This is a genomic window from Streptomyces sp. NBC_01451 (assembly GCF_036227485.1).
Taxonomy (GTDB): domain Bacteria; phylum Actinomycetota; class Actinomycetes; order Streptomycetales; family Streptomycetaceae; genus Streptomyces.
Genome location: NZ_CP109479.1, coordinates 6,160,792 through 6,186,760 on the forward strand (window position 1 = coordinate 6,160,792; position 25,969 = coordinate 6,186,760).

General features: G+C 71.5%; 22 protein-coding genes and 1 tRNA gene. 8 read left to right on the plus strand and 15 right to left on the minus strand.

The annotated features are described in order from the left end of the window. Window positions 1-52: 52 nt before the first annotated feature. Window positions 53-1,003 (minus strand): D-2-hydroxyacid dehydrogenase, encoded by a 951-nt coding sequence (locus OG595_RS27120; protein ID WP_329276428.1) that lies wholly within the window; start codon window positions 1,001-1,003, stop codon window positions 53-55. Between the two features lie 306 nt (window positions 1,004-1,309). On the opposite strand from OG595_RS27120, the gene OG595_RS27125 reads away from it, so the two are divergent. Together OG595_RS27125 and OG595_RS27130 are read left to right on the plus strand one after the other, a co-directional pair. Next, window positions 1,310-2,020, plus strand: a complete 711-nt coding sequence (locus tag OG595_RS27125; RefSeq protein WP_329276430.1) for a maleate cis-trans isomerase family protein — start codon at window positions 1,310-1,312, stop codon at window positions 2,018-2,020. 139 nt (window positions 2,021-2,159) lie between these two features. Continuing rightward, window positions 2,160-3,272, plus strand: coding sequence for an LLM class flavin-dependent oxidoreductase (locus tag OG595_RS27130; protein WP_329283221.1), 1,113 nt, complete (start codon window positions 2,160-2,162; stop codon window positions 3,270-3,272). Between the two features lie 90 nt (window positions 3,273-3,362). On the opposite strand, the gene OG595_RS27135 is transcribed toward OG595_RS27130, so the two are convergent. Continuing rightward, entirely contained in the window at window positions 3,363-5,342 is a 1,980-nt protein-coding gene (locus OG595_RS27135; RefSeq protein ID WP_329276432.1) for a putative bifunctional diguanylate cyclase/phosphodiesterase, read from the minus strand. 448 nt (window positions 5,343-5,790) lie between these two features. Here OG595_RS27135 and OG595_RS27140 point away from each other — a divergent pair, with 448 nt between their 5' ends. Further along, entirely contained in the window at window positions 5,791-7,158 is a 1,368-nt protein-coding gene (locus tag OG595_RS27140; protein WP_329276434.1) for a M6 family metalloprotease domain-containing protein, read from the plus strand. A gap of 71 nt (window positions 7,159-7,229) precedes the next feature. Here OG595_RS27140 and OG595_RS27145 read toward each other — a convergent pair. The 7 genes from OG595_RS27145 to OG595_RS27175 all read right to left on the minus strand — a co-directional run bounded on the left by OG595_RS27145 (window position 7,230) and on the right by OG595_RS27175 (window position 13,877). Next, window positions 7,230-7,303: transfer RNA gene (locus OG595_RS27145), tRNA-Lys, on the minus strand. Next, a complete protein-coding gene (locus OG595_RS27150; protein WP_329276436.1) occupies window positions 7,294-7,941 on the minus strand; it encodes a hypothetical protein in 648 nt (215 codons plus the stop codon). The genes OG595_RS27145 and OG595_RS27150 overlap by 10 nt, the downstream gene beginning before the upstream one ends. A gap of 152 nt (window positions 7,942-8,093) precedes the next feature. Further along, on the minus strand, window positions 8,094-8,504 hold the full coding sequence (locus OG595_RS27155) for a hypothetical protein (protein ID WP_329276438.1): 411 nt from the start codon (window positions 8,502-8,504) through the stop codon (window positions 8,094-8,096). Window positions 8,505-8,671: 167 nt separating this feature from the next. Continuing rightward, the gene (locus OG595_RS27160) at window positions 8,672-10,024 is read right to left on the minus strand and encodes an AAA family ATPase (protein WP_329276440.1); all 1,353 of its coding nucleotides are present in this window, start codon (window positions 10,022-10,024) and stop codon (window positions 8,672-8,674) included. A 91-nt stretch (window positions 10,025-10,115) separates the two neighbouring features. Then, window positions 10,116-11,744 (minus strand): hypothetical protein, encoded by a 1,629-nt coding sequence (locus tag OG595_RS27165; protein WP_329276442.1) that lies wholly within the window; start codon window positions 11,742-11,744, stop codon window positions 10,116-10,118. Continuing rightward, window positions 11,735-12,961: a hypothetical protein gene (locus tag OG595_RS27170; protein ID WP_329283223.1), complete on the minus strand. Its 1,227-nt coding sequence runs from the start codon at window positions 12,959-12,961 to the stop codon at window positions 11,735-11,737. The genes OG595_RS27165 and OG595_RS27170 overlap by 10 nt, the downstream gene beginning before the upstream one ends. Next, the gene (locus OG595_RS27175) at window positions 12,912-13,877 is read right to left on the minus strand and encodes a phosphatase PAP2 family protein (RefSeq protein ID WP_329276444.1); all 966 of its coding nucleotides are present in this window, start codon (window positions 13,875-13,877) and stop codon (window positions 12,912-12,914) included. The genes OG595_RS27170 and OG595_RS27175 overlap by 50 nt, the downstream gene beginning before the upstream one ends. Before the next feature lie 284 nt (window positions 13,878-14,161). Between OG595_RS27175 and OG595_RS27180 the strand changes: the two genes are divergently transcribed. Then, window positions 14,162-14,758, plus strand: coding sequence for a histidine phosphatase family protein (locus OG595_RS27180; RefSeq protein WP_329276446.1), 597 nt, complete (start codon window positions 14,162-14,164; stop codon window positions 14,756-14,758). A gap of 86 nt (window positions 14,759-14,844) precedes the next feature. Here the strand turns inward: OG595_RS27180 and OG595_RS27185 are convergent, their stop codons facing one another. Next, on the minus strand, window positions 14,845-16,299 hold the full coding sequence (locus OG595_RS27185; RefSeq protein ID WP_329276448.1) for a hypothetical protein: 1,455 nt from the start codon (window positions 16,297-16,299) through the stop codon (window positions 14,845-14,847). Between the two features lie 295 nt (window positions 16,300-16,594). Here OG595_RS27185 and OG595_RS27190 point away from each other — a divergent pair, with 295 nt between their 5' ends. Continuing rightward, entirely contained in the window at window positions 16,595-17,038 is a 444-nt protein-coding gene (locus tag OG595_RS27190) for a hypothetical protein (RefSeq protein ID WP_329276450.1), read from the plus strand. A gap of 65 nt (window positions 17,039-17,103) precedes the next feature. Continuing rightward, window positions 17,104-17,973 carry a spermidine synthase gene (locus tag OG595_RS27195; protein WP_329276452.1) on the plus strand — a complete coding sequence of 290 codons (870 nt, stop codon included), beginning with the start codon at window positions 17,104-17,106 and terminating at the stop codon, window positions 17,971-17,973. Between the two features lie 22 nt (window positions 17,974-17,995). Here the strand turns inward: OG595_RS27195 and OG595_RS27200 are convergent, their stop codons facing one another. After that, window positions 17,996-18,523, minus strand: coding sequence for a hypothetical protein (locus OG595_RS27200; protein ID WP_329276454.1), 528 nt, complete (start codon window positions 18,521-18,523; stop codon window positions 17,996-17,998). 120 nt (window positions 18,524-18,643) lie between these two features. Between OG595_RS27200 and OG595_RS27205 the strand changes: the two genes are divergently transcribed. Both OG595_RS27205 and OG595_RS27210 read left to right on the plus strand, forming a co-directional pair. Further along, complete coding sequence (locus OG595_RS27205; protein ID WP_329276455.1) at window positions 18,644-19,348, plus strand: response regulator transcription factor; 705 nt, start codon at window positions 18,644-18,646, stop codon at window positions 19,346-19,348. Between the two features lie 10 nt (window positions 19,349-19,358). Beyond that, the gene (locus OG595_RS27210) at window positions 19,359-20,777 is read left to right on the plus strand and encodes a sensor histidine kinase (protein ID WP_329276457.1); all 1,419 of its coding nucleotides are present in this window, start codon (window positions 19,359-19,361) and stop codon (window positions 20,775-20,777) included. Window positions 20,778-20,961: 184 nt separating this feature from the next. On the opposite strand, the gene OG595_RS27215 is transcribed toward OG595_RS27210, so the two are convergent. The 4 genes from OG595_RS27215 to OG595_RS27230 all read right to left on the minus strand — a co-directional run bounded on the left by OG595_RS27215 (window position 20,962) and on the right by OG595_RS27230 (window position 25,836). After that, window positions 20,962-22,389: a GH1 family beta-glucosidase gene (locus tag OG595_RS27215; RefSeq protein ID WP_329276459.1), complete on the minus strand. Its 1,428-nt coding sequence runs from the start codon at window positions 22,387-22,389 to the stop codon at window positions 20,962-20,964. Between the two features lie 178 nt (window positions 22,390-22,567). Continuing rightward, window positions 22,568-23,476 carry a carbohydrate ABC transporter permease gene (locus OG595_RS27220; protein ID WP_329276461.1) on the minus strand — a complete coding sequence of 303 codons (909 nt, stop codon included), beginning with the start codon at window positions 23,474-23,476 and terminating at the stop codon, window positions 22,568-22,570. Window positions 23,477-23,485: 9 nt separating this feature from the next. Then, window positions 23,486-24,502 carry a carbohydrate ABC transporter permease gene (locus OG595_RS27225; RefSeq protein ID WP_329276463.1) on the minus strand — a complete coding sequence of 339 codons (1,017 nt, stop codon included), beginning with the start codon at window positions 24,500-24,502 and terminating at the stop codon, window positions 23,486-23,488. 5 nt (window positions 24,503-24,507) lie between these two features. Then, on the minus strand, window positions 24,508-25,836 hold the full coding sequence (locus tag OG595_RS27230) for an ABC transporter substrate-binding protein (protein WP_329276465.1): 1,329 nt from the start codon (window positions 25,834-25,836) through the stop codon (window positions 24,508-24,510). Window positions 25,837-25,969: the final 133 nt, after the last annotated feature.

Here is a 25,969-nt window from a genome sequence, read left to right on the forward strand (position 1 = left end):
GAGGGAAGGCGGGCGGTGTCCCGCGCCATCCCGACGAGAAGTCGGGATCGGGTCAGTGCCCCGGCACGTAACCGCGCTGTTTGTCGACGACGTTCGTCAGCGTCGTCCCCGCCTCCCAGCGCTCGTACAACTCGATGAACTGCGCGCCGAGTTCATCACGCCAGCCCACCGTGTCGCCGCTCATGTGCGGGGAGACGATCAGCCCGGGCACCTCCCACAGGGGACTGTCGGGCGTGAGCGGCTCGTGCTCGAACACGTCGAGGGCGGCGCCCGCGATCCACCGCTTCGACAGCGCCTCGGCGAGCGCCGCCTCGTCGACGAGCGGTCCCCGGCCGACGTTGACGAACCGCGCCGAGGGCTGCATGACGCCGAAGCGGCGGGTGTCGAACATGCGGTGCGTGTCGGCGGTGAGGGGAGCGGCGGCGATCACCCAGTCGGCCCGTGCCATCAGCCGGTTGAGGTCGTCCGGCCCGTGGACACCGGTACGCGGAGTACGCCCGACGATCGCCGTCGTCACGCCAAGTGCCTTGAGATACTTCGCGATTGCCCGCCCGATGGGGCCCGACCCGACGACACACGCCTTCGTGCCGGTGACCCGCTGCGACTCCCGGTGCCGCCACTCGTGCTGCCCCTGGAGGTGCACGGTTCGCGGAATGTCCTTGGCCATCGCGAGGACCAGGGCGGCGACGTACTCGGCGACGGGCTGGTCGAAGACGCCCCGCGCGTTGGTCACCACGGTCTCGGACGCGGCGAGTTCGGGACACATCAGATGGTCCACGCCGGCGCTCGCGGTGTGCACCCAGCGCGGGCGCGCCCCCTCGCCCGGCCAGACGGCCCGCACGGCGGGCGAGGCGAAGTCCCAGACGAGCAGGACGTCGGCGTACGGGAGTTGCCCCGCGAGGGTGGTCTCGTCGGCGTGCACGATCCGGACCCGCCCGGTGAGCCGGCCGAGACGGGGCGGCGGGTCGGCGTCCAGGACGAGGAGCGTGGGGAGCGCGGGCATCGGGAGCCGTTTCCGATCAGGGAGGCGGGATGGCTGGGTTCACGGGCGTCCGGGTGTCTGACATGCGCGGATTGACCACGCTCGCACCCGAACCCACCTTCGTCAACACGGGCGTGCGCACGGTCCGTTGCCTCACCGGTACTGAGTGCCGCGGATCCCGGTGATCTCGGCCGACCGGGGGCCGATGTGGGCGGCGGCGCGCGGACTGGGTACCCGAGCCGGGGAGCCGCCCGGCCCCAGGTACTGCCGGAAGGACAGCAGGACCAGGACCGGGACCAAGAAGCAACAGCAACAGGAGGGTTGGACATGACGGCACTCGGATTCCTCTCCCCGGGCCACTCCGCCGAGGACGACTACCAGCGCATCGAGCAGCTCCTCGGCAGTGACATCCGCCTGGATCTGGTCCACACGGACGTCGGCGAGGAGCTGGAGACGGGCTCGGCTGACCGGCTCGCGGCGGGCGCCGAGGAACTCCGGCTCAGCGGCGCGGAGGCGGTGGTGTGGGCGTCCACCAGCGGCAGCTTCGGGTACGGGTGGGAGGGCGCCCATGAGCAGATGCGCGCCCTTGCCCGGGCCTCGGGCATGCCGGCGTCGTCGACGTCGTTCGCCTTCGTGCACGCGGTCCGGGAGCTCGGGGTGCGGAAGGTGGCGATCGGGGCGACGTACCCGGCGGAGGTGGCGGAACTGTTCGCGGAGTTCCTGAGGTCGGCGGGGATCGAGGTGACGGCGGTCCACGGTGCCGGGACCGGCGCGGCGGCGGAGGTGGGGGAGTGGGGAGAGGAGGAGCTGGTGTCGCTGGCCCAGGAGGCCGACGAGGCGGACGCGGAGGCGCTGCTCCTGCCGGGTACGGCACTGCACACGGCGTCCCACATCGAGACCCTGGAGAAAATCCTCACGAAGCCGGTCCTCACGGCGAACCAGGTCTCCGTGTGGGAGGCCCTGAGGCTGACGGCCCGCAAAGTGAACGCCCCCTCCCTGGGCACGCTCTTCACCAGGGAACCGCTGGTACAGGCCTGACGTGCCCGCGCACCCCCAGCCCGGCGTCCGTCTCCGGGAATAAAGCGGAGCCACCCTCCTGTTAATCCCCGGAGGACAGCGCACGGCACCGAAACAGCAGCAGGAGGCACTCACCGTGACCGCAGACGCGACGGCAGACATGACGGCAGACGAGATCCGGGGGACGACACAGGGCACCGCCCCCGTCCCTCTCTCCGTCCTCGACCTGGTCACCGTAGGCTCCGGCCACACCGCCACCGACGCCCTGCGGACCAGCGTCGCCCTCTCCCGCCTCACCGAATCCCGCGGCTTCCACCGCTACTGGGTCGCCGAACACCACTCCATGCCCGGCGTCGCCTCGTCCTCGCCCGCCGTGATCCTCGCCCACCTCGCCGCCCACACCCACCGCATCCGCCTGGGCTCCGGCGGGGTCATGCTCCCCAACCACGCGCCTCTGGTCATCGCGGAGCAGTTCGGCACCCTCGAAGCCATGGCGCCGGGCCGTATCGACCTGGGCCTCGGCCGGGCCCCGGGCACGGACGGCGCCACCGCGGCGGCCCTCCGCCGCACGGAGCGCCTCAACGAAGGCGCCGACGACTTCCCCCAGCAGCTGGCGGAGCTGACCCGCTTCCTTGACGACGACTTCCCCGACGGCCACCCCTACCGCCGTATCCACGCCATCCCCGGCCCGATCCAGTCGACGTCCCCGGGCGGAGTCCAGTCCGCCCACCGCCCGCCCGTCTGGCTGCTCGGCTCCTCCGGTTTCAGCGCCCGCCTGGCAGGCGTCCTGGGCCTCCCCTTCGCCTTCGCGCACCACTTCTCCGCGCAGAACACCGTCCCGGCCCTGGACCTCTACCGCGAGTCGTTCCAGCCCTCCGAGGTCCTCGACGCCCCCTACGCCCTGATCGGGGTCTCCGCTCTCGCCACCGACGACGAGAACGAGGCCCGCCGCCAGGTCCTGGCGATGGGCCTCAACATGGCCCGCCTGCGCTCCGGCCGCCCCGGCCTGTTCCCGGCACCGGAGGAGGCGGAGGCCTACGAATTCAGCCCGATGGAACGGGAGTTCGTCAGCTCCTGGATGACGAACATCATCCACGGCACGGCGGACGAGGTCCGCACCGGCTTGGACGACCTGCAAAAGCGCACCGGAGCCGACGAGTTGATGCTCGTCTCCCACGCCCACCGGGGAGACCTGCGTCTGCGCTCGTACGAACTCATCGCGGACGCCTACGGATTGCCCACGAACCAGAACACGAACCCGACAACGGCCTGACGAAGCAACAGGAGACAGCGACGGGCCACGTGCTCGGGCTACGAGCGGCAGGCGGCAGGTGACGGGCGACAGCGCATGGGCGGCAGCGGATCACCCCTGCCGACAGGCACTGCCTCCCATCAGCAAGGAGATCCGATCCGCCCCCACCGGCCGCGAATAGAGCCAGCCCTGCCCCGTATCGCACCCGATACGGCGCAGGCGCTCGGCCTGGGCCGCCGTCTCCACGCATTCGGCGGTGACCGTCAGCCCCAGCCGGTGCGCGAGTTGGATCATCGCCTCGACGACGATCTCGTCGGCCGGGTTCGGCGCGACGCCCTCGCCCTCGTACTGGAACCCCCGCACGAAGGAACCGTCCAGTTTCAGTACTGACACCGGCAGCCGGCTGAGGTAGGCGAGGTTCGAGTACCCCGTGCCGAAGTCGTCGATCGCGATGCCCACGCCCATGTCGCTGAGTGCCTGGAGTGCCTGGAGGGGTCGGCCCGCGGAACCCATGACCGCCGACTCCGTCAGCTCCAGCTGCAACAGCTCCGGCGACAGGCCGGTCTCCGCGAGGATTTCCGCCACGTCCGCCACCAGGTCCGAGTCCCAGACCTGACGTACGGCGACGTTCACGCTCACGAAGATCGGTGGCTCGTCCGGGCGTTCGAGCTGCCAGCGGCGGGCCTGGCGGCAGGCCGTGGCGAGGACCCAGCGCCCCAGTTGCACGATCGAACCGTCCTCCTCGGCCAGCCCGATGAACCGGTTCGGCGTCAACGTGCCGAACTGCGGGTGGTGCCAGCGCACCAACGCCTCCACGCCGTGCACCCGGCCGTCCGCCATACCCACCAACGGCTGGTACTCCAGGGCGAATTCGCCCCGCTCGATGGCCGGTCGGAGGGTGGAGGACAGGGCCTGGCGGGTCATCCGGTGGGCGTTGCGCTCGGGGTCGAAGAGCGTCCACCGTGACTTGCCGTCGGCCTTCGCCCAGTACAGCGTCGTGTCCGCGGCCTGCATCAGACCCGTGGGAGTCGTGCCCGCCGCGTGCCGTTCGACCACGCCGATGGAGGCGGAGACGGACATCCGCTGCCCGGCCAGGTCGAAGGGCAGCTGGAGGGCTTTCAGCACCGACTCGGCCAGGTCGGCCAGTTGGTCGGTGCCGGTGGAGTCCTCGATCAGCAGCGCGAACTCGTCGCCGCCCAGCCTTGCCACCAGCGGGGCGACGGCGCCCGGGTTCCGCCGGGTCAGGCCCGCCTCCTCCGCGCACCGCGTGAGGCGTTCGGCCACGGCGGCGAGCAGCCGGTCACCGACGCGGTGGCCGAGGGTGTCGTTGATGGCCTTGAACCCGTCGAGGTCCAGGTAGCACAGGCCGATCCGGCCCGTCCCGCTCTGCTCGTACGACTCCGCCTCCAGCGCCGCCGAGAGCCGCTCGAAGAACAGCGTGCGGTTGGGCAGCCGGGTCACCGGATCGTGCATCTGCAAGTGCCGCAGCCGCGCCTGGAGTTCACGCCGCGCGCTGATGTCGGCAACGGACAGGAGAACGCCCCGGCCGCCGTACCTCTGGACTCCCTTCGAACCCCGAGATCCCTCCGAACCCGCCGCTGCCGCCTCCGCCGCGGTCTCCGCAGGCAGCGGTGTGACCGTGACCTGGGCCCAGAGGGAGTGCCCGTCCGGGTGCTTGAGGCGGCGTGTGCAGCGGAGCCGTGCCTGCCGGCCACGCAGTACCTCGCGGTACGCGTGCCACGCACGGGTGTCGGACGCGAGATCCACCAGATCGGCGGCCACCTTCCCGGCCAGCACCTCCGGGTCGATGCCCAGCAGCGCGCCCAGGGACTCGTTCGCCGTGACGACCAGCCCTTCGTGGTCCACCACGGCCATCGCCAGCGGCGCCGCCGCGAACGCGCCGCGCAGCAGGGCCGTACCGGCGGCCATATGGGAGGACGACATGGGCGACCTGGACGACATGGGCGGCGTGGATGAAATGGTCGACGTGGAAGACGTGGATGACGTAGTAGACGTGCCGGAGTTACTCTCTGTGACGGCCGGCAGGATGAGATCTACCGAGGGCGCCGGCCCTTCGGACGTTCCGCTCACCGCTCGCTCCCGCAGTGCACTCGGTCTTGATGTGGATCCCGTCGGGCGGCCGGCCGGGCGGCAAACCGCCGCCCTGGCCTTGTCCGTGCAGGAAAGTGTCAGGGAAGTGCCAGGAAAGTGTGCCGATCATAGAGGCTGGTCCCAGGCCCTTCCAGCCACTGTCCAGTGTCCATGAACGACCGGCGGTTTTGACAGATCGTTTCTGCCCGCGCCTGGACGGGTTCCTTCGCCCTCGATCGGTTGTGACGTTCCGTGAGTGTTTCGGGGTGTCGCTCCACGAAGGGTGAGCCCTCGCATGCTTGGTCGTTTACCGGGCTGCCCTCGATCGTTGCTGGTCATCCGCCTGATCGCCCCTCAGTCACCCTTCTGGTGCAGACAAACAGGGCATACAAACACAAGATCACACAGGCTGGGTTGCGGTGTCCCCCAACCGCATCCGGAGGTCTGCGTGCCGCGTCAGCTCCCCCTCAAAGGGCTCACCCGTGACGCCCTGACGGGGTTCATGGGGCTCGCGCGCGCCGGAGCGCGCCCCCGCCTGCGGAGCACGGCCGCCGTTCTCACCACCATGACGGCCCTGGCCGCCACCTCCCTCATCGCGGGCCCCTCGGTCGCCGAACCCTTCTCGGCGCAGTCCTGTGCCCTCCAGCGCACCGACGCCCACCACTCGGAGGGCCTGGACACCTGGAACGCCGTCTATCCGCGCCCGGCCCGCGCCCTCGACGCCGTGATGGTGTTCCTCTCCTTCCCGGACGCGCACCCCCGGACCACCCCCGCCGAGCTGGCCGCCGACCACTTCCCCGCCACCAGCGACTTCTTCGCCCGTGCCTCGTACGGCAGGTTCACGCTGCGCCCGCACCCGCTCCGGAACTGGATCCGGATGCCGCGCCCGTCCACCGCGTACGCCATACAGCGGGACTGGAGCGCCGCCCACCGGGCCGCCTATCTGCGCGACGCGCTCGCCGCCGCCGACCGGGACGTCGACTTCTCGCGCTACGACATCGTGTACTTCGTGGCCGACCCGGACGCGCCCGGCGTCGACTCCGACGCGACGAAGGTCGTCAACCTGGACGTCCCGCTGCGGGCCGACGGCGCGGACATCCGCCGGGTCGTCACCGTCTTCGAGAAACACCCGCCCGACCGGCTCGTCCTCGCCCACGAGACGGGCCACGTCTTCGACCTGCCCGACCTCTATCACCGGCCCGTGGACGGAAAGGGCGACTGGGACACGTACGTCGGCGACTGGGACCTGATGGGCAGCCAGTTCGGTCTGGCGCCGGACCTGTTCGCCTGGCACAAGTGGAAACTCGGGTGGCTGGAACCACGCCAAGTGGTGTGCGTCCGCAGGGGAACTTCGACCCGGCTGACCCTGGAATCGCTGGGAACCCATCCGGCTACGACCGCAGACGCACGTGCCGATGCCGATGCCGATGCGGTCGGGGTCGGGGGTACGGGGGCCGGTGCGCCGGTCTTCGGGCAGGGGGACGGGGTGAAGCTGGCCGTCGTGCGGACCGGGGCCGACCGGGCGCTCGCCTTCGAGGCGCGCGGGACGGCGGGCAACGACAGCGCGACCTGCACGCAGGGTGTGCTCGTCTACCGGGTGCACGGCGGGGCCGAGTCGGGCGGCGGCCCGGTGGAGGTGGTCGACGCCCACCCGCGTACCGAGGCCTGCTGGGAGGACTCCGTCTATCCGCCCCTCGCGGACGCGCCCGTCGCCCTCGGCGAGAGCTTCACGGTGCCCGGTGAGAACGTCCGCGTCGAGGTGGAGGGCCGTACCCCCTCGGGGGCATGGACGGTGCAGATCACGGGTGCCCGCTGAGCGGATCGGTGAGGGGGTCCGGAAACGACGTTGGCGAGGCTGTTGGTGAACAGCCTCGCCAATCGACAACGTGCGCCGCCAGGGACTCGAACCCCGGACCCGCTGATTAAGAGTCAGCTGCTCTAACCAACTGAGCTAGCGGCGCCTGCTGACGTCGTAGACCTTAGCACCCTGATCGGCGGGAGGAAAAATCGATATCCGCACCTCGCCGGAGACCGCGGAACGGGCCGCTCGCACGGCCGCCCAGAGCAGGATTTCGGGGCCCGGAAGCCAGGGGTGGCCGGTGTCGGGGGCGACGACCCAGCGGGACTCGGGCCGGAGGACACCTGCCGTCTCCCCGTGCTCGGTGTCGTCGTTCTCCAGTGCGGGGACGGTCACGGCGTCGCCGCGGCCGTGGCAGAGGAGCGGCGGAATCGCGTACCGGCGCCGGGTGCCACCGTCACCGTCCTCGCGTCCCTCGCCGGCTGAGCCCCACTCCTCCCACCTCAGCAGTGACGGCAGCCGCTGGGCCGTACCCAGCGCCGCGAACAGGAGGATCCGGCCCCGGTAGGCCGCCACCGGGCCGGAGCCGGGTCCGTCGTCCCAGAGGCGGTCGAGCATTCTGCGGCCGAAGACGGCGGGCACGTTGACGACGTCGAACGCGGTGCCGCAGGGCAGGACCAGCGGTGCGGTGGGCCGCTCGGCCCAGAGCGAGAGCGTGCTGCGCGGATACGTTCCTGCGGAGGCGAGCCAGACGGCGCCCTCCGAGGTGACTCCCGAGACGTCAGAGTGTGTGCTGCTCATGGCACAAAGATCTACCGGCAGTGACCGCGTGATCTCCGAGGGTTGCCGGAAATCGGGACGGGAGGGGGCGAGATGGGGTACCTTGCCCCCTCTGCATATGCCGCACGGACTTTCGAGGCCGGATCGGACCGGATCAGGCCGGATCGGACCGATCAGACCGGATCGACGTGACCCTGACCGTGGCCGCCGATACCGCTCCCGCCGCCTCCGCCGCTGGCGCGCTCCCCGCCGTCGCGCAGCAGCTCACGGCCGTACTCGACCATCTTCCGCGCGTAGTCCTCGGTCCACTGCGCCTGCTCCGCGATGTCGGCCTCGGTCAGCCGGTCGAAGCGGCGCGGGTCGGCGAGCTGGGCCGCCGCCATCGCCTGGAACTCGACGGCGCGGTCGGTCGCGGCGCGGAACGCGAGGGTCAGCTCCGTGGCGCGGGTCAGCAGCGCACGGGGGTCGTCGATCGACTCCAGGTCGAAGAAGTGCTCGGGGTCGTCGGCCACCTGCGTGGGCTCGAAGAGCAGGGGCGCGGGGCGCAGCCGCGGTTCGTTGCGACGCGGCGTTGGCTCCGCCATGTTTTCTCCTCCTCGTACGGTCCGCACCGTTCGTACGTACCCTCCATGCACCACGGCATGTACGGCACACGGTCGAAAGGCCCCGCCGTCGAGCCGGGCCACCGTCCATTGTCCCCTGCCCGCGCAAGTGGGCCCCGGGTTCGCCCGATGAGGCACTTGATCTGCCCCTACGGACGCCAGGCGACCCGGTGCTCGGCGAGATGCGACAGCACCGCGTGGTTGGCCTCCCAGCCGTCCGGGAACTTCACCGTCACCCCCAGCTGGACCGGTTCCGTCGACGGATGGTCGTCCAGGAGTTCCGGCACGCCCGCCCGGCACACCACCACGCACGCGTGCCGGTGTCTGGAGGCGAGGACGCAGAGCCGGCCCGTCTCCAGGTGGAAGGCGGTGGCGTCGGGGCGGCCGGACAGCGGGTGCAGGACCACCGTGACGTCGAACTCCCGCCCCTGGAGCCGGTTCGCCGTGTCCACGGTGACGTCCGCGACCCCCAGTTCGGAGAGCGCCGCCCGGACCGCCGCCGCCTGGTCCCGGTGCGCGGTGCCGACCGCGATCCGGTCGGCCGTGAGGGGCGTCGGGTCCGGTCCGCGTTCCGACGTGGCCGCGCCGCCCCGGTCCAGCATCCGGCGTACTACCAGGGCGACCGCGCGTACCGCCTCGGGGTCCGTGCGCGGGGTGTGCCGGGCGGGGAGTTCCAGCAGGCCCCAGCCCGATTCGGCGGCCTCGTCGAGGACCCGGTCCGGGCCCGAGCCGTCCGACGGGACCGCGAACGCGAGCCGCCGGTCGCCGTGGCCGGTGCCGCTGCGGAACGGGGTGTACGGGTAGAAGGCGGCCGAGACGAGCGGCGCGGCCGAGGCCGGGAGCCGCCAGGACACCGGCAGGCGGTGCTGGGGCAGCTCGGGGTTGTGGGCCAGCAGGGTCGTGACCGCCGAGGCCGACGGGTCGTACGACAGGCCCGCCCACTGTTCCGCGCCGACGATCGAGAAGGGGTCCAGCTGGCCCGGGTCGCCCACGAACAGGGCCCGTTCGAACAGCCCGGCGACGGCGAGCAGCGCGTCGGAGCGCATCTGGTAGGCCTCGTCCACGATCGCGTGCCGCCACGGCTCGTCGACCTTGACGTGGGCCCACTTGGCGGCCGTGGAGATGACCACGTCCAGTCCCGCGAGCTCGGCCGCCTTCGCGGACTTCCGTACGTTCGGCAGGTCGTCCAGCGACTTGTCGTACGGGTCGGAGTCGCTGCTGTGCAGGCGGCCCACCGGCAGTTCGGGGTTCTTCTCGGCGAGACGGACGACGAGGTCGTCGACCTGGGCGTTCGTCTGCGCGATGACCATCAACGGGCGCCCGGCTTCGGCCAGTTCGAGCGCGGCCCGCACCACCAGCGTGGACTTCCCGGCCCCGGGCGGCGAGTCGACGACGACTCCGCGATGGGTGCCGTGCAGCGTGTCACGGAGGATCGCGTCGGTGGCCCGCCCGGCGGCGGCACCGGGATCGAAGGCGGCCTGCGGGGTACGGGCGGCGCTCACGGGGTGCCTTCCTCGGGGGTGGGGCGGAGGCGAGGGGTGCGACGGGGCCGGCGGGCGCCGACGGCCCGACAGCCCCTCCGTGGAACGGCGTTCACAGCACGTCCTCGTCGGTCACCGGGTCGGGCTCCGGCAGTGTCGGCGTCGTCTCCCCGCCGGGTGGCCCGCCGTGCGTCCACGGTGTCTGGTCCGCGTCCGGGAGCTTCGCCCCGCCCCGCTGCTCGTGCTCGAAGAGGGTGAAGCAGACCAGGTCCCCCTTCTCCGGGACCGACCCGGCCTCGGGCTCCTTGCCGCGGCCCATCTTGTCGACCACCCGCAGAACGATCACCGACCCCCCGGCTCCCGACCCCTCGGCTCCCGGATCGTCCTCGTGGCCCACGAACTCCGCCGCCTGCGGCTTGCCGCCCAGCGAGCGGTACACCTTCACTCGTTCGGCGAGCTGCGGACGGTCGTCCGTGCGGACGGTGACCAGCGGGCGCGGGCTCGGGCGCTTGCCCTCGCTGTACGTCATGACGACGTCCGTGACCTCCCCCGCGAACGCCTCCCCGGACAGCCGCCGGCCGGCCATCACCAGCGGGTCGTCGAGGGCCTCCTGGGCCTCCAGGCGGGCCTGTTCGCGCTCGCGCGTGGCCAGCTTGTTCGCCGCCGTCACCGCGTCGTCGCGGCGCGGCTGCGGTGGCTCGCCCGCGGTGACCCGGTCGCGGTGGCCGGTGAACGACCAGCGGTCGCGCGTCCACCGGTCGGCCGCGTGCGCGCCCTCCGGCAGTGTCCGCAGCAGGTCGAGGCCGCGCCACACCGCGTCCCAGGTGGGCCGCGTACGGCTCTCGACGAGGGCGCGGATCTCCCGCTCGGCGGCGGTGAGTTCACCGAGCCGGTCGTCCGCCGACTCGCCGTCCTCGGCGGCGGCGAGCGCGGTCCGCGCGCGGTTGTAGTTCTCGATGGCGGGGGCGAGCAGCTTGTTGTCGAACGCGGGGTCGGTCGCCGGACCGGCCGGGGGCCACAGCAGCTGTCCCTTCCCGTCCCGCGCCAGTTCGGCCCGCAGCGCCGCCTCGGCGCCCGTCATGCCGTCCGGCGGGTCGATCCAGGCGAGCAGCGCGCCCAGATGCTGGTCCTCCAGCGTGGACTGCCCGGTCGCCCAGTGCCGTGACAGCACGTCCGTCAGCGCCAGGAGGAGAGCGGAGCCGGGGACCCGGGCCCGCTCCCCGTAGTGCGTGAACCAGCGGCCGAGCAACGGCACCCGGGGCGGCGCGGGATGCGGCGTCTCCGGGTCCTGTTCCGCCGTACGCCGGAAGCGCATCGAGCGCCCCAGCAGCCGTACGAAGTCGATGCCGGCGCGGCTCGGGACGATCAACTGGGGTGCGTCCGCGCACAGTTCGACCTCGACCTTGACGCGCTTGCCGGTCTCCGGGTCGATCTCGTTGCGCTCCGCGGCCTCCACGGTGTCGGCGTGGGAGTCGATGAACGGCAGGACGATGTCGGCCAGTTCGGCGAGGAACGCGAACCTGAGGTCGCGGTCGCGCGGCTGCGGTACGACGAGCAGACGCGGCGCGTCCCGGTCGTCGCCGACCAGCGCGCCCAGCGGTGCCCCGGCCTCACCGGCGGTGGTCAGCGGTACGAGGACGAGGGGCCGCTCGGACAGATGGCGGTGCCGGACGGTGGCGGCGGGCTGGGCGCGCCCGCTGCTGACGGCTTCGAGACGGGCGAGCGTGGCGATCAACGACATCCGGCACCCCCCGGTTCCAGGCCCAAGCTCATACTCAAGTCCAACTCCGGCTCCGGAGCGGCGAGTTCGGCGCCGCGCAGTGCCTCCGCGCGCAGGGCCGCTGCCCTCCGCAGCGCGGCGACCGTCGGGTCCCGGGGGTCGCCGGACCGGCCGTGGGCCGCCGACAGGACGTCGTCGACCGTGGTCAGGGCGCCCAGTTCGGCCCGTACCGAACGGCCCAGGGACGTCACCGCGCCCCGCGCGCGGGAACGGTCACGGCAGTGGAAGGCGAGCTCGCAGGCGGACAGGCACTCCGGCGCGTACTCCGCGGGGACCGACTCGACCGCCGCGGTCAGTTCGGCGGTGGGCAGGTCCGGGGCGAAGCAGGTGCCCTCGGGGAGGGCGTCGGCGATGTCCTCGATACGGGTCAGCCGGGACAGCTGTCGGCCGGTCACCGCGCGCTGTTTGCGGACGTCGACCGCGGACGCCGCCGCGAGGTTGGAGAAGTCCTTCGGACAGACCAGCAGTACGCGGTGGCGCACGACCGGCTCGGGCTCGCCGTCCCGGACGAGCCGGTCGGCGACCTCCTCCAGTGCCAGCACGTACACCGCGGCCTGGCGGGCCGCGGCGCCCACCTTCGCGGGGTCCGCCGAACCGTCCAGCATCGGGAAGGACTTGATCTCCACGACCGTCCAGCTGCCGTCCGGGTGCACCACCACCGCGTCCGGTTCCAGGAAGGCCGGTGAGCCCGCGACGTCGAGGGCGAGCATGGGGTGGTCGAGGAGCGTCCAGCCGCTGATGCCACTGCCGCTGCCGGATCTCGCCGCCGCTGTGGCTTCGCGCAGGGCCAGGGTTGTCCGCGCGGTGCGGCCCTCCGGTCCGCTCGCCGTGAGGTCGGGGACCGCGGCCTCCGCCGGTGGTACCGCGCCCGGGTCCAGCTTCTCGTGCACCAGCCGGAGCAGCTCCGCGCCGCCGTCGGCCTTGACGCGGGCCTCGAAGGTGTTGCCGCGCGCCAGGGCGAACTGGGACTGTCCGAAGGCGGACGGTGAACCCAGCGCGCTCGCCAGCGTCGCCTTGTTCACCCCCGCGCCGTCCAGGATCGCGCGCCGCCTGCACCCGGGGTTGGCGGCGAGGGCCGCGAGGGCACGCGCGTCCAGGGCTTTCGGCGGGACCGCGGGACCGCGCAGCTCAGCGAGCCGCTGCCGCAGCGCCGTCCCCCGCGTCCGCGGAAGCGGCACCCGGCTCGGCCCCTGGCCCGGGACCTGGCCCGAGGACGGACTCGCGCTGCCTTGGAATTCGCTCACGCGGGGAAGTCTGGCATTCGCCACTGACAATTGGGGCCTCTGTGCCGCGAGAGCGCGTTGCGACGGGCGCGACGCGGGCCGTGATCCAGGCCCTGGCCCGGTCCGCGTTCCGTAGGACGAGCGGTGCCAGCAGCAGCCCGAGGCCCATTACGGCGGCACCCGCGGCGGCGTCGAGGAAGTAGTGGTTGGCGGTGCCCATGACCACGATCGTGGTGATCAGCGGGTAGGCGACGCCCAGGACCTTGGTGGTGCGCGTACCGCCGTACCGCCACAGCATCACTCCGCACCACAGGGCCCAGCCGACGTGCAGGCTCGGCATCGCCGCGTACTGGTTCGTCATACCGCCGAGCCCCCGCGGGGCGCTGGCCTGGCCGCCCCACCAGCCGTACGAGCTGTACTGGGCCATGGTGTCCACGAAGCCGTGGCCGGCGTCGAGCAGCCGGGGCGGGCAGGTGGGCAGCAGGGTGAAACCGATGAGGCCGATGAAGGTCGAGGTCATCAGCCAGGCGCGGGCCGCCCGGTAGTGGACGGCGCGGGACCGGAAGAGCCAGATCAGGATGGCCGGGGTGACGAGGTAGTGCAGCGACGCGTACCAGAAGTCGGCCGGTATGCCGATCCAGGGTTCGCGGGTGAAGAGGCGGTTGAGCGGGTGCTCGGCGTTCAGCCACAGGGACTTCTCGAACCTGAGGATGGCCAGGCCGTGGTCGACGGCGGTCGACTCGTCGCCCCGCGCCAGCAGGCGGCCGGCCGAATAGCACGCGTAGACCAGCAGGAGCAGTGGCAGCTCGGTCCACCAGCGGAGGCGGGTGGGCGAGGCCGTCCCGGTCGGTGCACTATCGGTCCGCGGCATCCGATCGTCTCTCCCACTCTGTGTTCCCGTTGAGCTGCGCCTCCGGTCGTCGGTGGCCTGCGGTTCGTCCGATTTTACGGTGTACGTGAACGTCCCATACGGCGCTCCGTCCCACAAGACGCAAAGATCGACCCCCGGGTTGCCCTCGGACAGCGTGCGCGATGATGGAGGGGTTCCGCCTGGCTTTTCCACCATTCGGTACTCCTGGTTCGCTTGACTGTTCCCTTTCGTTCGTCTCTCACCTGATTTGCCACGCTTACCGTCTCCCCCCGGAAGGGCTCCTCATGGCATCGCGCATCCTGCTGGCCCGGCACGGACAGACGGAGTGGTCACTGTCCGGCAAGCACACCGGCAGGACCGACGTCCCCCTCCTTGAGGAGGGGCGGCGCGGCGCCAAGCTGCTCGGCGAACGGCTGCACCGGGCGCCCTTCGAGGGGCTCTCCGGGGTCGAGGTGCGCACGAGTCCGCTGGCACGCGCGCGTGAGACGTGCGAGATCGCCGGGTTCGGTGAGCGTGCGGCAGTGTGGGACACGCTCATGGAGTGGGACTACGGGACGTACGAGGGCATGACCCCGGCGCAGATCCAGGCCGTCCGGCCGGGGTGGCTGATCTGGCGGGACGGGGTGCCCCGGGGCGAGAGCCTGGAGGCGGTGACCGCGCGCGCGGACGAGGTGGTCGCGTGGGCGCGGTCGGCCGAACGCGACGTGCTGGTGTTCGCGCACGGCCACATATTGCGGTCGATCGGGGCGCGCTGGCTGGGGCTGCCGATCGACTTCGCGGCCCGGATCAGACTGAACCCGACATCACTGTCGGTCCTGGGCTGGGCCTACGGCGAGCCGGCGATCGAGAGCTGGAACGACTTGGGGCACCTGGCCGGGTAGCGGCGCGCCCGTGAAAGGGGCGCGGGGAACCGTGCGACCAGCCCCCACCGGGCCGCAGCCGGGCAGGGAAGCGCCAGGACCCGCCGCTACGCCGTTCTCGGCAGGCCGGCGTGCCGCTCCAGGAACGCCGACACCCCCGAAGCCCGCCGGTGAGGCAACAGCACCCGCGCCGTGGCCGCCAGCATCGTCTGGATCCGGGAGGACTGGACCTCGTCCAGCAGGTCCAGAACCCGCATGCCCGCCACCGCCGCCTCGTCCGGGTGGCCACCGCGGGCCAGGTCGTCGGTGAGTTCGGCCGTGTAGAGGGCGATGTTCCTGGTGAAGTGCGGGTTCTGGAGATGGGCCGCGCGACGCGCGTGCCGGGCCGCGCGGGGCCAGTCGCCCAACGTCGACCAGCACTGCGCCTCCAGGCCCTCCAACTCGGCCTCGCCGTAGAAGCTCATCCACTCGGGGTCGGCCTCCGAGGGGCCGCGTTCGTACAGCGACTGTGCCCGCGCCAGCGACTGTTCGCAGCCGGCGCGGTCGGCGAGGCCCGCCCAGCCGCCCGCCTCGCGCAGCGCGAGCAGCGACATCAGGCGGGGTGAGCCCAGGGGCCGGGCCACGCGTTGTGCGGCCTGCGCCGCTCTGACCGCCTCGCGCGGGCGACCCGAGTCGCGCGCGAGGAACGCCGTGTTGCAGAAGGCGTGCGCCTCCAGGGCCGCGTCCCCGGACACCCGGGCGGTCGCCAGCGCCTCCGCGTAGTGCGAGCGCGCGTCGTCGAAGCGGCCCGAGTCGTGCGCCAGCCAGCCGACGGAGATGGCGAGTTCACCGGCGCCCGAGTGCAGCCGGTCCGCGATGGTCTGCCGTACGACGCCCGCGTCGAGCAGTTCGTAGGCGGCCCGCAGAGGTGCCGCCGCGCGCCGGTAGAGGCCGTCTGCGCCGTGCCGGTCGTCGAGCAGTCTGATCCGGCGGACGGCCTCTTCCAGCGCCCCCGCCTCGCCGGCTCCGACACGGCGCACGGGGCGGTCCGCGGCCGAGGCCGAAGTCTCGTACATGAACCCGAAAGGGCTCAGGGAGGCGGCTGCCGCGGTGGCACCGCCCGTCATGAATGCGCGACGCAGCACGTCGCTCTCCTCGTAGTTGTCGTGCGTTTCGTACGGGTCCTGCGCGTCCTGAATGTCATACGTCTCGTACGCCCCCTGCGTCTCACCGGTGCCGTACGTCGGGCTCGCGGCGTGCGCGGGAGGCGTGTCCTCCGTGTCGCGCGCCCCGCGTCCGCGCACCGACGAGCGGGGTGCGAACCCGAGGTCGGCCAGTGTCCGACCAGGGAACATGTGCAGGAACACCCGTTCGTACGCGTAGTTGGGACAGCGGATCTCACCCGCCTCGACCCGACCGACGTAACGCGCGTCACAGCTGACCCGCTCCCCGATGTCGCGGGCGGCCCGCCGTACCGCCGCGGCGAACTCGCCCGGAGAGCGCTGGCCGCGCAACTGCCGAAAGGCGAGGTTCGGCCGTGGCGGCCGGGGGGACTGCGACGAGGTCACTGTTGACGACGTCATGGCCGGGCCCTCTCTGCGAACCGTCGAACCGTGCCGGAAACCTGACGAGTTGGAACAGTTATCCATCGGACGTCCTGTTTCCGGCGGGCAAGAACGTACCCGCTGTGCACGGCCCGCCATGCGGAGTTTGGCTACAAACCGGATATCTCATCCACGTTCTGCCATGAACTGCCATCCTTTGCAGCGGTCTTGTGCCGTAGCCGTTGACGCTCTGGCGCGTTGAACCCGATGGACCGGGAGCCACCCGAACTCCCGACCCGTTCGTTTCAGGAGGGGTTCCGTGGTGGAGGCCGGGATGGAGATCAGTCAGAGCACCGATCCTTGTACGCAGTTCGGTGCGCGTACATCACCCGCTTTGCCCGCGTCGTCCGCGTCAAACGCAGCGCACATCTGCGATCTGGTGACGGTTCCGGCGCGGCAGGGTCTGGAGGCGGTCGACATCCTGCGCCGGGGTGCCGGCGACGGGGTCGGCCCCGTACTGCACGACGACGGCTGCGACACCCTGGGCTTCCTGGTGCCACCCGGCACCGCCGCGGCCTGGGACGTCCCCGGGAGCACCTGCACGGAGACCAATGGGCGTGGCCTGAGCCTCGCGGTCCCCGATTCCGTCCCCCCTGTCGAGGGTTCGGACTGGCTGCTCCCGCCCGGGGACGCGGACCTGGCCACCGACCCGGCGGTGCTCCGCGCGGCCCTCGGTGAGGCGGCCCGGCTCATCGAGGCCGCCGACAACCGGCGCTGACCTGGCCCGCACGTCGTACGGCCGCCGTTGCGCCGAGGGCTTTCGCCCGCCCCGATAATGGGGGAATGGGAAAGTCCAGGAACGCGCGGCGCGGACAGTCGGCCGCCGAGGCCGTCGTCGAGACGGTCGACGGCGGGCTCGCCGAGCTGATCCCCGACCGGGACCGGGCGCGCGCCTGGACACTGCTCATCGACGGCGCCCCGCAGTCCCATGTCGACCTCGACGACCCGGCGTACCTCTCTTTCGAGTACCAGCGCCGCCTCGGTCATGTGATCGACCTCGTCGCCCCGCCCGGCAGGCCCGTGCGGGTCGTGCACCTCGGCGGCGGCGCCCTCACCCTCGCGCGGTACGTCGCCGCGACCCGCCCCCGGTCCACCCAGCAGGCCGTCGAACGGGACGCGGCCCTCGTCCAACTGGTGCGCCGCGAGCTGCCGTTGGACCCGAACGCCCGGATCCGGGTGCGTTCCACCGACGCCCGCGAAGGACTCGCGAAGATCCCCGACGGCTGGGCCGACCTCGTCATCGCGGACGTGTTCAGCGGGGCGCGCACCCCGGCCCATCTGACCTCGGTCGAGTTCCTGACGGACGTACGCAGGGTCGTCGACGACGCCGGCTGCTACGCCGCCAACCTCGCAGACGGGCCGCCGCTCGCCCATCTGCGCGGCCAGATCGCCACCGCTGGGGCCGTCTTCCCCGAGCTGGCCCTGATCGCCGACCCGACCGTGCTCCGGGGAAAACGGTTCGGCAACGCGGTGCTCGTCGGCTCCGCGCACCCGCTGCCCATCGCCGAGCTGACCCGCCGCACCGCCTCCGACCCGCACCCCGCCCGCCTCGAACACGGCCGCGCCCTCACGGACTTCACCGGCGGAGCCGTACCGGTCACGGACGCGGCTGCGGTCGCCTCACCGGCACCACCGCCGTCGGTGTTCCGCTGACACCGGCGGCCCGTCAGCGGTCTCAGTAGGTGAGGACCTGCACGTGCGGCGGGCCGTCGTGCCAGGTGCAGAACACCGTGACCCGGTCCGCGCCCGCGGCGAACTCCACCCGGATCCACGTCTCCGTCTTCCACACCTGCATCGACCAGCCCGCCCCGGGCGTCGCCGACACGAGCGTCGCGTAGTCCGTACCCAGGTCGAAGACCGCCCGCCCGCCGTCGGTGTCGTACGCCTTCACCGTGGACGGGGTCCGGGTCTTCGAGGGGGTCGCGCTCGGGGCGGGTGTCGACGTGGGCGACGGGGACGTCGACGGGGTGGGCGTCGGAGCCGGTGCCGGGCGGGTGGGCTCCGGGGCCGACGTCGTGGCGAGCGGGTTCGGTTCCGGTGCCGTCGACTTCTGCCCGGCCACGTCGGCCGCCGTGATGGGGAGCGCGCGGGGCGGGTCGTACGCCGTCCCCGCCATCACCGTGTGGACACCCCACCACGTCATCGTGGCCGCCGCGCCCGTGGCCAGCGTCCACGCCAGCAGGTGTACGAGTCCTCTGCGCATCGCCGGTCATACTGCCTCACGCGCCCCACCGGTGTCGCCTGTCGCCGGCCGGGTGCGGTCGCCACGGAGTTATCCACAGGCGCCGGACCCGGCCGGCCGGATTGGCGTACGGTGCGGCGCATGGCAAGTGTGCTCGTGGTCGAGGACGACCAGTTCGTGCGCTCCGCCCTCATCCGGCATCTGACCGATGCCGCGCACCTCGTGCGCAGTGTCGGCACCGCCCTTGAGGCGCTGCGCGAGGTCGCCCACTTCCGTTTCGACGTGGTGATCCTGGATCTCGGTCTGCCCGATCTCGACGGGTCCGAGGCCCTCAAGATGCTGCGCGGAATCACGGACGTGCCCGTGATCGTCGCCACCGCGCGCGACGAGGAGACGGAGATCGTCCGGCTGCTGAACGCGGGCGCGGACGACTACCTCACCAAACCGTTCTCGGTCGAACACCTGTCGGCGCGCATGGCCGCCGTACTGCGCCGGGCCCGCACCGCACCCGCGGACACCCCGCCCTCCACGGTCATCCGCGTCGGCGGCCTGGCCATCGACCCGCTGCGCCGCCAGGCCGAACTGGACGGCGTACGGCTGGACCTGACCCGCCGCGAGTTCGACCTGCTCGCCTTCCTCGCCGGCCGGCCGGGTGTCGTCGTCGCGCGCCGGGAACTGCTCGCGGAGGTGTGGCAGCAGTCGTACGGCGACGACCAGACCATCGACGTCCATCTGTCCTGGCTGCGGCGGAAGTTGGGCGAGACGGCGGCCAGCCCCCGCTATCTGCACACCCTGCGGGGTGTCGGTGTGAAGCTGGCGCCGCCCGGAGCGGAGGCGCCGCTGTGAGGTGGACAGCATGAGGTGGGCGCTGGTCAAGGTGTGCGTGGCGGTCACGACGATGGTCGTGGTGGCCTTCGCCGTGCCGCTCGGCCTGGTCATCGGGGAGATGGCCCGCGACCGCGCCTTCTCCAACGCCGAGCGGGAGGCCGCGGCCGTCGCCCCCGCCCTCTCCATCACCACCGACCGCGACCAGCTGGAACGGGTCGTCGCCTCCGCCGGATCGGACGCCGGACTGACCGTGCACCTTCCCGCGAGCGGCGGCACCGGCGCGGTCGACCTCGGACGCCAGCGCGCCGCCGACGCCGACATCGAGGCCGTCCGCCGACTCGGCCGGGCCTCCACCGCCGAGGTGTCCGGCGGGTCCGTCCTCCTCCAGCCCGTCGCGCTCAGCTCCGGTGAGATAGCCGTCGTCGAGGTGTACGTCCCCGAGGCCGAGGTCAGCAACGGCGTCGGCCTGGCCTGGGCGGTACTCGCGGGCGTCGGGACGGTCCTCGTCGTCGGTTCGGTCGCCGTCGCCGACCGGCTGGGCGTACGCATGGTGCGGCCCGCCCGGCGCCTCGTCGAGGGCGCGCGCGAACTGGGGGAGGGGAAGCTGGGCGCCAGAGTGCCCGAGGAAGGACCTGCCGAACTGCGCCTCGCTGCGGTCGCGTTCAACTCGATGGCCGACCAGGTCGTACAACTGCTCGCGAACGAAAGGGAGTTGGCCGCCGATCTGTCCCACCGGCTGCGGACGCCGCTGACCGTGCTGCGGCTGAACGCAGCCTCCCTCGGAGACGGCCCGGCCGCCGAACAGACCCGGGCCGCGGTCGCCCAGCTGGAGCACGAGGTCGACACGATCATCCGTACCGCCCGTGAGGCCAAACCGCAGACGACGGCTCCCGGACCGGGCGCCGGCTGCGACGCCGCCGAGGTCGTGCGGGAGCGGATGGCCTTCTGGTCGGCGCTCGCCGAGGACGAGGGGAGGAAGGTGCGGGTGGCCGGTGTGGAACGCCCGGTGCGCATACCCGTGGCCCGCGCCGACCTGGCCGCCGCCCTCGACGCCCTGCTCGGCAACGTCTTCCGGCACACCCCGGAGGGCACCGCCTTCGCCGTCGACGTGCACAACGGCGACGACGCGGTGATCGTGCTGGTGTCGGACGCGGGGCCCGGGATCACCGACCCCGAGGCCGCCATGGCCAGGGGGCGCGGCTCGGGCAGTGCGGGATCGACGGGCCTCGGCCTGGACATCGTGCGCCGGCTCGCGGAGTCGACGGGCGGGGACGTACGCATCGGCTCGTCGGTGCTCGGCGGCACGGAGATACGGATCTGGATCCAGCTGGACGGCGGAGCGCCGGTTCGGCGGGGCCACCGGGACCGCAGAGCGGGGGGTCCCTGGCCGGGTTCGTTGTCGGGTGCCGGCCGGTGGGGCTTCTCGCGCAGTTCCCCGCGCCCCTAAGAGACCCGGCCCTGCGGGCCGAAAGGCAGAGGGCGCAGCCTCTGCCTTTCAGGGGCGCGGGGCTGTGACATGTGCGGCTCCGCCGCGTGGGCGCGACCAGCGCCCACCCACCCGCATCCGACAACGCACACGACCGCCGGGCCGCGGCGCCCCCCTCAGATGCCGCGCCCCGTCAGGGAACCGCTCATTCCGAGTTGGCCGCCGGCAGGCTCCCGCTGCGAGCCGCGCGGCCGTACCAGAGGGCGCTCGACTTCGGGGTGCGGGTCAGGGTCGCGTAGTCGACGTACACCGCGCCGAAGCGCTTGCCGTAGCCGTAGGCCCACTCGAAGTTGTCCATCAGGGACCACAGGTAGTAGCCGCGGACGTCCGCGCCCTCGGCGATCGCGCGCCGGACCGCCCGCAGATGGCCGTGCAGGTAGGCGATCCGCTCCGGGTCGTGGACGCTGCCGTCGGACTCGGGCTTGTCGTCGTAGGCGGCGCCGTTCTCGGTGATGTAGATCGGCAGACCCGGAGCCTCCTTCGTGTACCGCATGATCAGGTCGTGCAGCCCCGTCGGGTCGATCGACCAGCCCATCTCCGTGCGCTCACCCGGCGACTGGTGGAAGAGGACCTCGTCCGCCCCCGGCCACGGCGAGAAGTCGCTCGCCCCGTGACCGTCGGCGCGCGGACCGCTCGGCTTCTCCTCGGCCGCCGACACCAGCGCCGGCGTGTAGTAGTTGAGACCCAGCGCGTCCAGCGGCTGGTTGATCAGCGGGAGGTCGCCGTCGAGGACGAACGACCAGTCGGTGACCGACGACGTGGCGGCGAACAGGGTCTCCGGGTAGGCGCCGTGCAGCATCGGGCCGTGGAAGACACCGTTGGCCAGGTCGTCGATCTTCCGGACCGCCGCCAGGTCCTCCGGGGTCTGCGAAAGCGGCCTGACCACGGCGGAGTTGAGGCTCACCGCGACCGTGTTGCGGGCCGGCATCGCCGCGCGCAGGGCCGAAGTGCCCAGCCCGTGCGCCAGGTTGAGGTGGTGCGCCGCCCGCAGGGAGGCCAGCGGCTCGGTCCGGCCGGGCGCGTGCACACCCGAGGCGTACCCCAGGAACGCGCTGCACCAGGGCTCGTTGAGCGTGGTCCACTGCTCGACGCGGTCGCCCAGCGCCTCGCCCATGATCTGCGCGTACTCGGCGAAACGCAGCGCGGTCTCCCGCTCCGGCCAGCCGCCCGCGTCCTCCAGCTCCTGCGGGAGGTCCCAGTGGTAGAGGGTGAGCGAGGGCTTGATGTTGTGCGCGAGGAGCTCGTCGACGAGGCGCCGGTAGAAGTCCAGACCGCGCTGGACCGCCGGCCCCCGGCCCGTCGGCTGCACCCGCGACCAGGAGACGGAGAAGCGGTACGCGGTCAGGCCCAGGTCGGCCATCATCTGCACGTCGTCGCGGTAGCGGTGGTAGTGGTCGACAGCGATGTCACCGTGCTCGCCGCCGGCCGTCTTGCCCGGGGTATGGCTGAACGTGTCCCAGATCGAGGGGGTGCGGCCGTCCTCCCGCACCGCCCCCTCGATCTGGTACGCGGAGGTCGCCGCGCCCCAGAGGAAGGCGGGAGGAAAGGTCACAGGGGTAACGGATTCAGGCATGGAAGCGCTCCCATAGGAAGTCGTGGAGCCGACGGGTGAGGAGGAAGGGAAGTGGGGGGACGTGCGAGGGGGCCGAGGCGGCGGTGACCCGGCCCCCAGGTGAGTTCCCGTGGAGATGTCCTTGTGCGCGTCAGCGAGTCGGCGCGTCAGCGGGGCGGCGTGTGGGTGGGGCAGTGGCTCAGCCCTTGACGGCGCCCTGCATGATCCCGCCCACGATCTGCTTGCCGAAGATCGAGAAGACGATCAGCAGCGGCAGCGTGCCGAGCAGCGCGCCCGCCATGATCAGGGACTGGTCGGGTGTGTAGCCGCGGCCCAGGCCCGCCACGGCGACCTGCACGGTCGGGTTGCCGGTCTGGGTGAGGACGAGGAACGGCCACAGGAAGTCGTTCCAGGTCTGTACGAACGTCAGCATGCCCAGGACCGCCATCGCGGGCCGGGCCGCCGGGAACACGATGTGCCACACCACGCGCCAACTGCTCGCGCCGTCCACCCGCGCCGCCTCGATGATCTCGTCCGGCAGCGCCTGGATCAGGTACTGCCGCATGAAGAACACACCGAACGCGCTCACCAGGGACGGCAGGATCACCGCCTGGAGCTGGTCGGTCCAGTCGAGCTTGGCGACCATCATGTACAGCGGGATCACGCTCAGCTGCGGCGGAACCATCATCGTGCCGATGACGAGCAGCATCAGCGCGCCCCGGCCGCGGAACCGCAGCTTGGCGAAGGCGAACCCGGCGATCGTCGACAGGATGACGACGGTGGCCGCCGAGACCCCGGCCACGAACGTGGTGTTGAAGAACGCCTCGCCGAGGTTGGCGTCGTTCCAGGCGATCTTGAGATTGCTGAACAGGTTCGAGCCGAACCAGAACGGCGGCGGTGTCTGCGCCAGCCGGTTGTTGTCGCGGGAGGCGGCGATCGCGGTCCACACCAGTGGGAACAGCGAGCCGACGGTGAACAGCACGAGGATGACGTACGCGATGGGCCCGGCGTGCAGAGTCCCGCCCGCACGCGCCGACTTGGGCAGCCGCGAGCGCTTGGTGGGCTCGGGTGCGGCGTCGGCGGGGGGTTTCGTCAAGGTCGTCGTCACGACGGGCTCCTAACTGCTGGCGCGCAGCCGGCGCGAGATGACGTAGTTGACGATCCCGATGATGATGAGGATCAGGAACATGGTCCAGGCGATGGCGGAGGCCCGGCCGAGGTGCTGGTTGACCCAGCCCTGCTCGTACAGATAGAGCCCCAGCGTCTGGAACTGGTGCTCGGCGCCGCCGGACGCGCCCTTGTTGGCGTCGAACAGCAGCGGCTCACCGAAGACCTGGCTCGCCCCGATGGTGGAGACGACGACGGTGAACAGGATCGTGGGACGCAGCGACGGCAGCGTCACATGGATGAACTGCCGCCAGCGGCTGGCCCCGTCGAGGGCCGCCGACTCGTACAGGTCCTGCGGGATGGCCTGCATCGCGGCGAGGTAGATCAGCGCGTTGTAGCCGGTCCACCGCCAGATGATGATCGTCGAAACGGCGATCTGGGACGGCCACTTGTCGTTCTGCCAGTCGATCTTGTCGAGACCGACGGCGTCGAGCACCCAGTTGATCATGCCGTAGTCGCGCCCGAAGAGCAGCACGAAGACGAGCGAGGCGGCGGCGATCGAGGTGGCGTAGGGCGCGAGCATCGCGACCCGGTAGAAGGTCGAGGCACGCAGCTTGTAGTTGAGGATGTGCGCGAGACCCATCGCCATCGCCAGCTGCGGAACCGTCGAGATGACGCCGATGGTCAGGGTGTTCTTCGCCGCGTTCCAGAAGAAGTCGTCGTCGAAGATGCGCGTGTAGTTGCGCATCCCCACCCAGTCCATGTCGGTCGGCGCGGTCAGCTCCACGGTGTGCAGCGAGGCCCAGCCGGTGTAGATCAGCGGGAACAGGCCGAACGCGATGAACAGCACGAAGAAGGGCGAGACGAACGCGTACGGGCTCCAGCGCACGTCCCGCTGCCATCGACGGGACAGCCGGAGCCGGCGGCGGGCCTCCGCCTCCGTGGGCGGAGCCGACCCGCCTCGGGCGGCCGGGGCCGCGCCCCCCTCCTTCTCGGGGGGCGCGGCGGTGTCGTGCCGGGTGGACATACCGGTCACTTCTCCAGGTTGTTGTCGATGGTCTTGGTCGCCGTCTCCCAGGCTTCCTTGGCCGACTTGCCCTTCGTCACCAGGATGACGCCGTTGTCGGTCAGACCCTGCTGGATGATCTGGTCCTTCGGGCCGATCACCTGCACGGGGCTGGACTTGGCGGCCTCGGCGAAGATCTCACCGATCGGCGCGCTGCCGGTCATGTCGTTCTTGGCGCCGGTGACCTCGGGAGAGGTGTACGCGGCCTGCGCGCTCGGGAAGCTGCCCTGGACGGCGAACAGCTTGGCCTGCTGGGCGGGCGCGGTCAGCCAGGCGGCCAGCGCCTGGGCCTCCTTCACGTGCTTGGCGCTCTTCGGGACCGCGAGGAAGGAGCCGCCCCAGTTGCCGGACTTGGGGGCCACGGCGACGTCCCACTTGCCCGCCGACTCCGGCTTCGACTTGCCCTTGATGTAGCCGAGCATCCACGGCGGGCAGGCCATCGCGGCGAACTTGCTGTTGGCGATCGTCGTGTCCCACGACGCCTGGAACTGTGTCTGGGCGCCGACCAGGCCGTCCTCCGCGGCCTTCGCGGTCAGGTCGAAGCCGGCCTTGACCGCCGGGTTCGTCTTGTAGATGATCTCGCCCGAGGCGTCGTAGAACTTCTCCTTCTCACTGCTGAGGATCGCGTTGAGGAGGCCGCCGGGGGAGTCCATGAACGTGGTGCCCTTGGGCGCCTTCGCCTTGTACTGCCGGCCGACGGAGACGAACTTGTTCCAGTCCCCGGCCCACAGCTTGCCGACCGCGTCCCGGTCCGAGGGCAGCCCGGCCGCCTCGAACATGTCCTTGCGGTAGCAGATGGCCATCGGACCGACGTCCGTACCGAGCCCGATGGTCTTGTTGTCCGCGGTGGTGGCCTGGGCCCACTTCCAGTCGAGGAAGGCGCTCTTGTCCACACCGGGAGCCTTGGAGAGGTCTTCGAGCTTGTCGGCCTGCGTGGCCACGATCTCGGCGATGTTGCCGACCTCGACGGCCTGGATGTCCTGCAGACCGCTGTTGGTGGTGAGGTGGTTGAGCAGAGCGGGGTAGTAGTTCTCGTTCCGCTCGATGACGTTCTCGGCGATCTTGATCTTCGGGTTCAGCTTCTCGTACTCGGTGTAGAGACCGGCCTCTTTGAAGCCCATCGTGCCGAAGAGCCCGAGGGTGATGGTGGTCTTGCCACCACCGCCGCCCGAAGACGAACTGCCGCCGCTGTCGCCGTCGCCGTCGTCGGCACAGCCGGCCAGCAGCCCGGCGCCCAGCGATGCTACGGCCGCGAGGACCACCGCCTGACGGGCGGTTCGGGTACGTGCTCGCATTACGTCCTCCTGTTGCCCTGACGTGCCGACCCCCCGGCCAACTGCATTGTTGGGCCCGTTAGTTCGTCTTGATTCAGCGCTGCGGCTCGGGCGGGGAACGTGCGGGATGTGTATGTGTCAGGTACCGTGGGAG